The organism is Dyadobacter sediminis, from assembly GCF_005860765.1.
Classification (GTDB): Bacteria; Bacteroidota; Bacteroidia; order Cytophagales; family Spirosomataceae; genus Dyadobacter; species Dyadobacter sediminis.
The window spans coordinates 572,862-585,593 of the sequence record NZ_VCEI01000025.1; the positions used below are offsets into that span (position 1 = coordinate 572,862).

Sequence of the window (12,732 nt, forward strand, 5' to 3'; positions counted from 1 at the left end):
ATTACTTCAATTCTAGAATCTCGTCAACGATCTTAAATCCGGTTGGTTTGTAAATGCTTATGGAAAGGTTTTTATCAAAACCTGTAACTGGAATGGTTATCTCTTTGCTTTCCCCCGGATTCAGATTTGCAATCGGGATTTTTTTACCATTGGCCATTAAATAATATCCGCTAATGGCATAAGAAGGAAAATCTTTTCGCGCGGTAATACGGATCGTAAGTTGCTGCTCGCCTTGTTCGCCGGATTGAAAGCTTGCTTTTTCGAGCGTCACCGGAGCCATTTCATGCTGATGCGTTTTGTAGGCAGGCCGCAGCTCCCGGTCCGGGCGCACAATTCCCCAGGGCCGGTAACCATTGGGGTTTGTGCCGTGAAAGCGGCTCTGATAATCATTGTAGGTCCACCAGGAAGCCCCGATCACGTAATCCCGTTTGCGGATCTCCGCTGCAATGTCGGAAATGTGCTTTGCCTGATTTATTTCACTTTCGCCAAAATGATGTGCTTTTAAGGCAGTATTGTCCAGCCAGTTTTCTGATTTGTTGTCGGCTCGAATACCCCATTCGCTGATCAGGATTGGTTTTTCCGGATACAGTGCGTGAATGTGATCCAGCGCTTTTGCGTGATTTCCGTAGGTGTTGGTCGAAACAAAATCGACATACTGGCTTGCTTCGTCTTCCGGCTTTTTGGGTAAAATATTCAGGCGCATGGTAGCAAAAGTGTAGAGCCGCGTGGCATCCAGCTCGCGTGCATAAGCGATCATGTCTTTTGTCCAGCGCTGACCGGCAGGCTGTTCGGATAGATATTCGTTTCCTACACTGTACGCGATAATGCTTGGATGGTTCCAGTCACGTTCGGCCATTTCCCGGAACTGCGAGCGGAATTTGGTCCGCATCGAATCATTGTCCATCTGGTTTGGCGTGAGCTGCCAGTTGCCGGCTTCGCTGATGATCAGCATGCCGTACCGGTCGGCCAGTTCATAGAAATACTCGGAAGGTGTGTAATGTGTCAGCCTTTGAAATTCCATTCCGGCTTCTTTCATCAGCCTGAAATCTTTCTCTACAAGCCAGTCCGGTTCGAGCGAACCCAGGCCGGGATAATCCACTACCCGGTTTCCGCCCGCCAGTTTCAGCGACTTTCCGTTCAGAAGCAGCTGCGTGTTCCTGATCTCTATTTTTCTGATGCCAAAGCTGGATGCAATGGTGTCTGTTCCTGCCGAAGCTTTCAACTGATACAGATTGGGATCATCCAGGTTCCAGAGCTTCACCTGCGCTGCAGAAAGCGTGGTTTCCGATTCCAGAAAACCCGTTTGCCCCGCCGGAATGCTTGCTGATTTGCTTTTCCAGTTTAAAGAAACCGGTTTGTTCTGAAACAAAACAATGTAGCTGGATTTGGCGGAATAAGCTTGTTTCGATGCATTTCGGATCCGTAGTCTGGTCTTTAAAACGGCTGTTCCTTTTTCAAGATCAGGCGTTGCTTCGATTTTGATGTTTTCGGCATAAACTTCGGGTTCAATCGTCAGGTAAACCGGACGTACAAGTCCGCCGTAATTGAGCCAGCCCATGAAAGCATCATTGACATCATTGTTATCCTTTGCACCGGGAATGGTGCCAGGCTTCCATGTATTGTTGTTCACCGAAACTGCCAGCAAGTTATCGCCATCTTTCAGAAAGTCCGTAACATCAAAACTGAACGGCGTATAGCCGCCTTCGTGATCACCCACTTTCTGATTGTTGAGCCAAATGCGGGTTTTATAATAAGCCGCATCAAAATGCAGGATCACACGCTTTCCACTGGTCACTTTCCAGGAAAAAGGTTTGCGGTACCAAACCGTTCCCGTGTAAAATCCATAGCGCGGATCTGCCGAAAAGCAATGCGGAACGGTTACTTTGTCAAACCGGCTGCCTTGCGCAACCTTATCCGTAAACCACTGTCCAGTGATGCCCATCTCGGCAGGATCCAGTGCAAATGACCATTCTCCATGCAATGGAATGGCATTTGGCTGCTTGATGGTGTATTGGGAAGATGCAGGTTTTGAGATGCAAAATGTCAGAATAAAAATCAGGAATAAAGGAGTTCGTTTCATGTATGTTTGGCTCAAATGAAAAATTGTCAGGCGTTGATCACTTCCGGTTCTACTTTGATCTTCCGGGAAGCATGATAGGGAATAAGGGTTGCGATCAGGACAACGGTCGCGATCATGGCCGTTACCATGGCACCGGAAGTTGCGAAAGTGCTCAGGATATAAAGCATTACGGCTGTGAACAGCAGTGCAGCAGCAATCACGCGTAACCCGAAACGGTTTTGTCGTCGTATTTCTGTTGCTTCTTCCACGCTTGCTTCGATCAGATTATCTATTCTTTTTTGTTCACGGGAAATCAGATAAGCTTGATATTCCTCGGCAATAGTTCCTTTGGAGCGTGCCCACAGTTCATAAGCCAGCAGCAGCAGCAATGGAAGGCCAACGCCCACAATGGTTTCCATTCCCCGGGACAGTTTGAAGTCGAGCAAAAGCGGGGCTAATACCTTAAAAAACAGATTTACGGCAAGTCCGGTGCAGGTTACCCAAAGCGTTACTTTACTGTTCAGCCTTTTGGAAAACAATGCCCAGAGTGGCGGAGCCAGCAACGGTCCGCCGGAAATGGCAGAAATGCTGAGCACCACTTCCACAATCCCGCCTGCTGCCGGCACCATTAATGCAATGCCGATCATTCCCAAGCCGAAAAACCAGGATGACGTGCGCGCAACTGTAATCAACTGCTTGTCGGAAGCCGCCGGATTGATCATGCCTTTGTAAATGTCATTGGTGAAAACAGCCGAAACAACATTCAGCGCCGTGTTGGCACTGGCAGAAGTGGAAAAATACATGCCTGTCAGCATCAGGCCCAGTAAACCCGGAGGAAGCACCAGTTTGCAGATCATCAGGTAAGCATTCTCCGTATCAAGGCCGGTCAGTGCAGGATTGATGGCTTTATAGATCATCGGCGGAAACATCCAGATCACCGGACTGATCAGATACAATCCTGCAAACAGGTAAGCGACTTTTTTTGCCGATTTTTCGCTGTCGACACTGGTGTAACGCTGCACCATGGTCCAGTTTCCGCCAATGTAACAAATGTGATAAATGATAAAAGCCAGCACAAATCCAAAGGTGTACTCCCCATTGAGCAGATTGAAAAAGTCGTCCGGAACATTCTGCGTGAAGCCTTTCCAGCCGCCAACCCGGTCGAATGACAGCGGTAATAAAATGAAAACGGCTGCGCACAGCACCACAAATTGCAGTATGTCTGTGACCATTACAGCCCAAAGTCCGCCAACTGCCGTGTAGGCGATCATAAACAAACCCAATCCGATGGTGCAGGGCACAAGCGGCAAATCCAGCGAGGCGCTGACCAATCTTGCAACCGGATAAAGCACCGAGCCTTTTATAAAAACCGAAACGAGCGTAAAAATGAAAATGTACGTTTTCTGAACGGGCAAACCCAGCCTTTCACGAATGAACTCGGCGGCGGTAAGCGCGCCGGTCCGCTTCCAGCGCGGAGCCAGATACAGACCCGTGACGAGCGCACCGATGCACATAGTCCATTGAATCGTAATGGCTACCCAGCCATGCTTATAGGCAATGGAACCCCACGCCACAAATGTGCCGGCCGAAAAGAAACTCATAAATAAAGACAACCCGCCGATAAACCACGGAACGGCCTCGCCGCCTGCGAAAAACGACTTAAGGTTTCGTCCGGTACGGGCAAAAAGCAGCCCGATGGCCAGTACAAAAGCGGAAAAAACAACAATTACAATGGTATCAACAGTAGTATTCATACGGGGTTAGGCTGTTAGCTGTTGGCTGTTGGCTTTGGATTGTTTTGCGTTTCAGTTGAAAATGATTTTGTAGGTTTCTATTCCAAATCCTTTCAAATGAAAAGAAACCGGCTGATTAGCATTTGCAAGCGATTTGCCGGTTTCTGTATGGATGATGGATTTGATCTTTTTTCCTGCTGCCCATTTTTCGGGATCAAAGGTGATTTTGCCTTCTGTTGGCTGAACCCGGTTGTTCAGGATTGTTACAAAAGCCTCTTTGCTGCCTGCACTTTCTGCCAGGATCATGTCTGTTACAGGCGGGTTTCCCGATGCAAAACCTTCCTTGATCACCAGCTTTGCTTTTTGGCCGTAAATGGTTCCGTCTGCAAATCCGTAGGTCTGGTGCGGGCCGACTTTTGGCGTTACAAATCCTCTCGGGAATGTTACTTTGCCATTGGATCTGAATTCGGCTTCGGCCAGTAAATAATCTGTGATCCAGCCGACCTGCCACCAGGCGTGATGCGGATAAGGGCCGGCGCCTTTGTTCATCGCGTTCCAGTAATAGGAAGCCACGCTTGTCTTGCTGTCTACAAATGCATCTCTGCCAATGGCGGCAGAACGGGCCATATCGGCGAACACAGGCTCGCCCGTTAGCTGAAACATCCGGATGAACATGCCCGCATGGCTCGCCAGCTGAATAGGCCCGTGACGCGTGGCCGAGCCGAAAATGCCGCCGTGTTCGAAGCTGAGCCCCGTCTGGCTGATTTCCCAGTCCTGCCTTTCGGTGCCATTCACATTTTTGACTTTCGTATCTGCAATCGGATGCGTGTAGATGGAAGCCGTGTAGATTTTCGCACAGGTGATAGCTGCATCCTGGTATTTTTTGTCTTTTGTTAAATCATAAAGATCCAGAAACGCCTGAGCCGATTGTCCCGTAGCAAAGTCCGGAGCATAACGGGCATCGCCGCAAACTCCAAGGAAAGCGCCGGTTTCGACGGCATTTTTAATCATCCAGTCAGCTCCTTTCTGAGCAGCTTTCAGGTATTTTTCGTCTTTCAGCATCCGGTAGGCGACGATCATGCCGTAAAAAGTCGGACGCACATCTTTGATATCCCTGAATAGTTCCTGCTCGGTTTTGCGGTCGTAAGCCACTGCCCAGCTTCCATCCGCATTTTGCCAGCTCAGCAATTTTTCAGCCCCGAGTTTCAGGCGTTCTTTCAATTCCATGTTGGCCGGATCAAACAAGAGCATGTTGCCGATGTCGAGCATCACATAGTAAGTCAATGCGATCGGCTCGACGAGCTCGCCCCATTCTTCAACAAACTTTTTGCTTTTTGCCAGATAATACTGTCCTTCCACAGCTCCTTTAAAAAAGCCGTTTTCAGTCTGCTGCTGAACAAGCTTGAAGTTTTCTGCCGGCGGAAGCACTTTTTGGGTCAGTTCAGGATCATTTGTAGCGTTTGCAAGCATCCACATGGCGCCGTAATCCGAATTTTTCATTGCATCCTTATTGGATCCCACTACGCCGCCGAGGTAAGATTGTGCGCCGATCTGCTTGCCCTTGAACTCCTCCATGTTCCAGAGTGAAGTTTTAGGATCGGTCAGATAATGATGCATTTTTTCGATGCGGTCCGTCAATGACTGCTTGCTCTGGCGCAGCGCAAGTGTTTCGTTAAACTTGTAAATGTCATAGGCCGCATGCTTGATTGCTGCAAACCAGTCGCCTGCAATAAGGCTGTAACGGAACGAATAACTGATTTTATCCCCGATGTTCCTTTCCGAGTTTTCTTCTCCCAAAACCGGATAATACAGCGTAGGCGAAAGCTCCGCTTTCCGGTTCATGTGCGACAAGCCCAGGTGCCAGTCCGTCTGCGTGATTTTATCCGATTCCCACGGATCGCGCGCCAACCCCGGTTCAGGAATCACCGAAACCGTAATACCGGTTTTCGTACTTATCAACGGACTCAGTGTAGAAGCGCAGCGTTCTCTGTAAATCACCGGCCGACTTGGAATGCCGTGGCCGTACGCATAAGCCAGTGCAAAATTTTCCTGCATAAAATTTCCCTGAAAATAGCCCGGAACCGAAGCCCAGGCCATGTTTTCAGGAGAGACAGCGGCAAGGGTAGGAGTAGCCAGTGAAAAAAAACCTTTCTTTTTCGGGATTAAAGTCAATGTAACCTGAATATCAGTCGGGAATTTCGGATCCAGTTTCCAGTTGGCGATTACCGTTGCTGCCTCGGTTTCCTTTTTGAATTCCAGCTCATTCTTTTTGATCAAAACCGCCGAGGGAAAAAAATGAAATGCGGTACCGGCCGTATTCAGGGAAACTTCGTTAGTGCTTTCCTTCCATTGCGCCTCCTGATAGTGATAATTATCTTCGGGAAACTTGCCGCCCGTACTTTTTTCAAAGGTTTCCCTGGGTTCAGATGAAGGTTTCGTCTGGCTAAAAAGCAACGTATAGGCTCCGGAGGGAGCCGCCACGTTGATCCACTTTCCGTCTTTTTTTACCTGAAGCTGATCCACGTTCCAATCCAGTTTATTGGCGCTTGCCCAGCTTACATGAATGTGATCATTCATCAGGCGGGCGGACGGGCGGCGCTGTGCGGCAACGTTCGACAGAAAAATAATGCTTAGTAACAGGGTAAGAAAACATTTCATAAAATCAGATCTTTAATTCCATCCGTAACATACGTATTCAGTTTGCCCGCTTCACCGGTGTAAAAGATAAATACATGAAGCGACTTCAACGGCTACCTTTTAAGTTTCAGCTTTTGTTCTGGCTACTTCCAGTCGGGATTTTGTTCCAGTTGCGGATTGGCATTGATCTCGTCCTGCGGAATGGGAAAATACTTGTGTTTGGCCTGAACCGGACGGCTGGGATAAACCGAGTTTACGGCTTTGGGAATCACGGTAAGGTATTTGTTTGTCCTGGTGAGGTCATACCAGCGGTCGCCTTCTGCAAAAAATTCCCACGAACGTTCCTGGATCACCGCATCCAGAAATGCATCTTTGCCCAGCCCTTTGGTTAGCTCCGGAAGGCCTGCCCTTGTGCGAACGATATTGATGTACTCGTAAGCTTTTGCAGACGCACCGTTCAAACGTGCTTCCGCTTCTGCTGCAATGAGGTACATATCGGCCATCCGGAAAATAGGAATGTTCGGGATCAAACCGGTGCTGGATACCGGGTCCTGGTATTTTTTGATCAAAACAGCGTCCGTTGTAATGGGCGTAATGCTTTTCTGCGGAACCCATTTACCCGCTTTGTCAAGAAATGTGGTATCCAGCAATTGTCTGCGCTTGTCTTTGGGATCAAAGGAATTGAAAAATGACATGAACGCAAACATGGAGCCGTACGAGGTTTTGGCATATTCCACGCCGGCGCTTCCAACCGGGCCGGTCAGTCCCACGAGCTGGTGACTGTTGCCGGGCGTAATGGGATCTGCCTCGAAGGCCCAGATATTTTCCAAGCGTGCCTCATCTTCTTTCAGGTAACTGTATACATCCATCACATTGGGCATGAGCGCATACTTCCCGGATGCCATCACGCCCTGTGCTTTTTCCAGTGCCTTGGCCCAGTCTTCATTGTAAAGTGCGGCTTTGGCATAAAGCGCATCCACGGCTTCTTTCGACGGGCGTCCTTTTTCATTGGCCGGATAGGAAGGCAATCCTGCCTGTGAAGCTGCATCCAGATCGCTGTAAATCTGCCTGTAAACATCCGCTTTCGGACTTTTCGGGAAGTAGGCTTTCGCTTCCGTTACACTCGGTTCGGTTTTAATCACCACGTCTCCAAAGTTTTTTGCCAGTGTCCACAGGTAAAATGCCCTCAGAAAATAAGCTTCTCCGATGATCTGCTTCTTGCGCGTTTCATCCATGGCCGCATCCGGAACTTTGGCAATAATCCAGTTGGCCTTTTCAATGCCGCTGTACGAGGAAATCCAGAGCTGCTGAGGCGACTCGTTTGTCCGGCCGGCACTTTTCTGAACGGTATAAGTCGGCTCTACTGTAAACAATGTCAATGAATTGCGGCCTACAACACCTCTCGGATAAACCTGATCCGCGCTGTAATCGGGCACCATGGTTGCTGCCGGACCGCCGTATAATCCGCCCAACGCATCGTATACGGCCAGCAGGCCTTTTTCAGCATCCGAAGCTGTTTTATAGAAAGATTCAACAAAGATGGAAGAATAAATTTCTTCATCAAGCTGACAGGAACCCAGTCCCAGTGTTAATGCCGCAAGCGGAATTATTTTCTTGAATGTATTTTTCAGAAGTTTCATGTTTCAAATTGTTTAGGGCATTTAGAAAGTCAGCTGAATGCCTCCCAGAAATGATTTCGACTGCGGATAAACCAGGTTGTCAATGCCGATTGTCGTGTTGGAACCGGCATATGTATTGACCTCAGGATCAAAACCGGAGTATTTCGTAAACGTAAACAGGTTATTGCCGCTTACATAAATTCGCAGCCTGCTTATTCCTTTGATCGTTGGAAGCGTGTAGCCGAGCATCAGGTTCTTGAAGCGCAGATAGGAGCCGTCTTCAACCGCGTAGGACGAAATCGGAAGGCGGCCTGCAACGGCAGGACTTACGTATTGGTTGCTCGGGTTTTCCGGAGTCCAGCGGTTTTCAACACCTTGCAACAGATTGCGCTGGCCCAGCGGATTTTCAAACGAAAGCCTGCTGATGTTGTAAATGTCGTTGCCCTGTGTTCCCGAGAAAAACGCGCTCAGGTCAAAATTTTTAAAAGTGACATTGGTAGAAAAACCGTAAATAAACTTTGGATTGGGATTTCCGGTAATCACCTGATCAGCCGAGTTGATGACGCCATCGCTGTTGATATCTTTAACCTTGTGTCCGCCCAGTCTTCCGTCATAGCCCGGCACAATCGTTTCGCCGGTCTGGTTGATGCCGTCGAAAACATACGTTTTGAAAACGCCAAGCGGCTCACCGACTTTAAGGATGGTATAATTGGTGATGAATCTTTCGTTGGTGGTGCCTCCGTCCAGATCAAGTACTTTGTTGCGGTTCAGCGTAAGGTTGCCATTGATGCTCCATTTCAAAGGGCCGTTTAGCAGGTTTGCATTGACCGCGATTTCAAGTCCTTTATTTTCAAGAGAACCATAATTTCCGGTTATGCTGCTGTAACCCGATGAAAGCGGCAGCGTCTTGATATACAGAAGATCTTCGGTTTTTTTGATGTAATAATCAACAATCAATGAGAATCGGTTACTGAGCAAGCTGGCATCGATACCGATGTTGGTCTGCGTTGACTTTTCCCAGCGAAGGTCCGGGTTTGAAATGCCCGAAGGACGGATGGCTGTGAAATACGTATGGTTGATGTTGTAACCGCCGCCCGATTCCACCGTTGCCAGAGACTGATAAGGATCAATGCCGCCGGCATTTCCGGTAATTCCGTAACTTCCACGCACTTTCATATCCGACAGCCACGATACATCTTTCATAAACGGTTCTTCAATGATGCGCCATGCTGCCGAAACGGCCGGAAAAAATCCATACTTGTGGTTTGCCCCAAACTTGCTCGAACCATCGACGCGGGCAGTAACATCAATAAAATAACGGTCTTTAAAACCATAGTTGATCCTGCCCATGTACGAGTCAAGCCGCTGCATGTTCCGGCTGCTCGAAATAGTACGGTTCAATGCCAACTGGAGTGCTTCGTTTCTGGTCGCATCATTTGGGAAGCCCGTTGCATTGATCTGATTGCTGTTGTATTTCTCCGTCTGCGTTGCGAACAGACCTGTGAATTTCAAGCTATGATTGGCAGCAATTCTGGTACTGTATGAAAGCACACTCTCATGCAGCAGGCCAAGGAAATTGGAATTGAATTTTGCGGCAGTTCCCGAATTATCGTTGCGGTCTTTCAGTGCAATGATCGAAATCGGCAGATACGTATCGTAAAGTCTGGAATCCACGTCTGCGTTAAAGGAAGCACGGTAAGTGAGGCCGGGCAGGATCGTATAATCTCCGTAAAGGTTGATCAGCGCCCGTTTGATATTCCGTTTTCGCATGATGGAGGTGTAGTTCAGCGGGTTAATGACCTCGCGGTACTGGCCGTTGCCCTGTTCTGCAAACGGGAAAATGGAGCCGTCTTCTTTATAAGGCTGCAAAGTCGGCGGAGCGCCAATCGCCGCACCCAGCACACTGCCGGTAACAACTGCGGCATCGCCTATCGTGGTACTTGCGGCTTCTATTCCGTTGTTATTGGAAAAGCTGCCCATTACACTCGTGCCTACCCGGAGCCGCTTGCTGATAGTATGGTCAATATTGAGGCGGTATGTAAAACGTTTGAAGTCCGAATTAATGATCACGCCATCCTGGTCAAAGTAATTGGCGGAGAGCGAAAGCTGCGTTTTATCAGAACCACCGCTGATCGTAAGCTGATGATTCTGGATCGGCGCTTTCTGGAAAATCAGGTCCTGCCAGTCCACACCTTCTCCAAGGCTGGCCGGATCCGGATACGCGTTGTTTTTGAAGGTTTCATTTTCAAGCTGGGCAAATTCGGCGGCATTCAGGACGTCCAGCTTTTTGGTAACCTGCTGCACGCCGTAATAGCTTTCCAGCGACACGTTCGTCTTGCCTGCCTTTCCGCGTTTGGTCGTGATCAGGATCACGCCATTGGCGGCCCGTGCCCCGTAAATGGCAGAAGCAGAGGCATCCTTCAATACTTCTACCGATTCAATATCATTGGGGTTAATGGTTGAAAGAGGGCTTACGTCATTGATTCCGCCGCTGTTTGAGATCTGGATTCCATCGATTACATACAGAGGCTCCGCATTTCCGTTGATGGAGTTCGTGCCCCGGATTCTGACACTGATGTTACCGCCCGGCGAGCCGGAGTTCTGGCTGATCTGCACACCCGAAACGCGCGATTGCAATCCCTGCGCCACATTCGTGATCGGTAACTGGGTAAGTTCATCTGACTTTACAGAAGCAATGGATCCGGTCGTCTCAATTTTCCGCTGTGTGCCGTAACCTACCACCACCACTTCTTCCAGCGCTTTGGTATCTGCTTTCAATGTAACATTTACCTCAGAGCGATTGTTGATGCCGGTTTCTTCGCGTAAATACCCTACAAACGAAATGACCAGCGTAGCGGAAGGTGAAACCTCCAGTGTATAAACACCTTCAACATTCGTAAGCGTCCCTTGCTGGGTTCCTTTCACGGCAACACTTGCGCCGGGAATCCCTTCGCCTTTTTCGTCTGTAACTTTGCCCGTAACCGTGCTGTTCTGCGCCAGACCTTTATTTATCAAGTTCCACTGCAGGAACATCAGTAGAAATAAACCGAGTATTTTTTTTTGCATAAATAGTAAGGGTAAAAGGATTTGTTATTGAAATAGTACCAATATTTTCTAATGTTTGCCCTAGATTTCAAATAGTAACCAAAGTTGAAAAATGGGCTGGTTAGCTGCTTTAACAGATAACTATGTTGAAGATACAGGTACCGGGATAAGCTATCAAGGGTGAATAAAGCCAATTAAGTGTAGAATTAAAACAAAAAGTATCGGTAACGTTTGCGAATACGTTACCGATATATGGTTATGATTATTTTAAATATGAAAATATTTTTATCCTGATTATCGCTAGTTTTGTAATCCTGTTTTTGAAAATAGGTAATAAATATTAAAAAAGTACAATGATAAGCTGTCCAAAATGTTCCGAGGTAGGATCGATCATGAAAGCCGGGTACGTCCGCAATAAACAGCGGTATGTTTGCAAGGATTGTAACTATTTTTTCACACTCGCCAATCCGGAAAGTCCGGTTCCCGGGAAAAAGGCAAGGCGGCACCAAACGACGATTATTGACATCGCCCGTTCCATCGGCGTATCAAACTCAACGGTTTCCAGAGCTTTGCACGGGCATGCAGATATTAGTCCGGAAACGCGGCAGGCTGTACTGAACATGGCCTCTCAAATGGATTACCAGCCCAATCAGCTGGCATATAATCTGGTAAAAAGCAGGACGAACACCATCGGAATGATCGTGCCCGAGTTTCATAATCCATTTTTTCCGAATGTGATCATCGGAGCGCATCATGTGCTGACAGAGGCGGGTTACAATCTCACCATTATGCAGTCCAATGAATCCTACCCGGTAGAAGTGTCGAATACGAAGGCCATGCTGGCAAACCGGATTGATGGCTTGCTTATATCCCTGACGCAGGAAACCAATAATTTCGATCATCTGAAAGTCTTTGAAAAAAGAGGGATCCCGCTGATTCTTTTTAACCGGGTTTGCGATCATGTAGAAGTTCCCAAAGTAGTAGTCAATGATTTTGACGCATCGTTTTCGGCGGTCGAACACTTGATTTTGAATGGTTATGAACGCATTGCTCATCTGGGAGGGCCGCTCACGTTGCTTGTCAGCCGGGAACGCTTGCGCGGCTACAGGGCCGCAATGGAAAAGCATGGCAAGAGCATCGAGGAAAATATGATCATCCAAGGGATGTTCTCTCAGCAGAAAGCCCGGATTTACGGAAAATATTTACTGGAACTTGAAAACCGGCCGGATGCAATCTTTGCCGTCAATGATTCTGCGGCTATAGAAATCATGTTATTGGCCATGGAAAAAGGCATCAGAATTCCCGAAGAGCTTGGTGTAGTAGGGTTTAGCGATAATCCGGAATCAGCTTATATCGGACCTGGCCTAACGACAGTCCGCCAGCCTACCCTGGAAATGGGAACAACCACTGCGGAATGGATTTTACAAATGGTGGATTCGGAAACAGAGATTGCAATGCCAACTCAGAAAATACTTAAAACTGAATTAGTCGTTCGGGGATCATCCAATCGGATACGCGACATTTGAATCAGTGTTCGAAAGCATCATGCATTTTACTTGCTGATATCTGATATTCGGCAACTCGGTTGATGTAAAAAGGAGACAGATAGGATTGAACCAAATTTAGGCAGGTGAGTAGC

Annotated in this window: 6 protein-coding genes; 1 reads left to right on the forward strand and 5 read right to left on the reverse strand. The window is 48.0% G+C overall.

Annotation, left to right across the window (positions count from 1 at the left end; genetic code table 11):
* Position 1: 1 nt before the first annotated feature.
* From FEM55_RS14915 to FEM55_RS14935, 5 genes are all read right to left on the reverse strand, one after another.
* A complete protein-coding gene (locus FEM55_RS14915) occupies positions 2-2,080 on the reverse strand; it encodes a glycoside hydrolase family 2 protein (RefSeq protein WP_138282152.1) in 2,079 nt (692 codons plus the stop codon).
* Positions 2,081-2,106: 26 nt separating this feature from the next.
* Positions 2,107-3,813 carry a sodium:solute symporter family protein gene (locus tag FEM55_RS14920; protein ID WP_138282153.1) on the reverse strand — a complete coding sequence of 569 codons (1,707 nt, stop codon included), beginning with the start codon at positions 3,811-3,813 and terminating at the stop codon, positions 2,107-2,109.
* Positions 3,814-3,864: 51 nt separating this feature from the next.
* Entirely contained in the window at positions 3,865-6,450 is a 2,586-nt protein-coding gene (locus tag FEM55_RS14925; RefSeq protein ID WP_229209274.1) for a glycoside hydrolase family protein, read from the reverse strand.
* A 122-nt stretch (positions 6,451-6,572) separates the two neighbouring features.
* On the reverse strand, positions 6,573-8,069 hold the full coding sequence (locus FEM55_RS14930) for a RagB/SusD family nutrient uptake outer membrane protein (protein WP_138282154.1): 1,497 nt from the start codon (positions 8,067-8,069) through the stop codon (positions 6,573-6,575).
* A 21-nt stretch (positions 8,070-8,090) separates the two neighbouring features.
* Positions 8,091-11,114: a SusC/RagA family TonB-linked outer membrane protein gene (locus FEM55_RS14935; protein WP_138282155.1), complete on the reverse strand. Its 3,024-nt coding sequence runs from the start codon at positions 11,112-11,114 to the stop codon at positions 8,091-8,093.
* Between the two features lie 332 nt (positions 11,115-11,446).
* Between FEM55_RS14935 and FEM55_RS14940 the strand changes: the two genes are divergently transcribed.
* Positions 11,447-12,619, forward strand: a complete 1,173-nt coding sequence (locus FEM55_RS14940; RefSeq protein ID WP_138282156.1) for a LacI family DNA-binding transcriptional regulator — start codon at positions 11,447-11,449, stop codon at positions 12,617-12,619.
* Positions 12,620-12,732: the final 113 nt, after the last annotated feature.

What these genes read in the sequence shown, in the direction of transcription:
- FEM55_RS14940 (WP_138282156.1), top strand. Translation starts at nt 11,447, where the DNA reads ATGATAAGCTGTCCAAAATGTTCCGAGGTAGGATCGATCATGAAAGCC.
- FEM55_RS14925 (WP_229209274.1), bottom strand. Translation starts at nt 6,450, where the DNA reads ATGAAATGTTTTCTTACCCTGTTACTAAGCATTATTTTTCTGTCGAAC.
- FEM55_RS14935 (WP_138282155.1), bottom strand. Translation starts at nt 11,114, where the DNA reads ATGCAAAAAAAAATACTCGGTTTATTTCTACTGATGTTCCTGCAGTGG.
- FEM55_RS14930 (WP_138282154.1), bottom strand. Translation starts at nt 8,069, where the DNA reads ATGAAACTTCTGAAAAATACATTCAAGAAAATAATTCCGCTTGCGGCA.
- FEM55_RS14915 (WP_138282152.1), bottom strand. Translation starts at nt 2,080, where the DNA reads ATGAAACGAACTCCTTTATTCCTGATTTTTATTCTGACATTTTGCATC.
- FEM55_RS14920 (WP_138282153.1), bottom strand. Translation starts at nt 3,813, where the DNA reads ATGAATACTACTGTTGATACCATTGTAATTGTTGTTTTTTCCGCTTTT.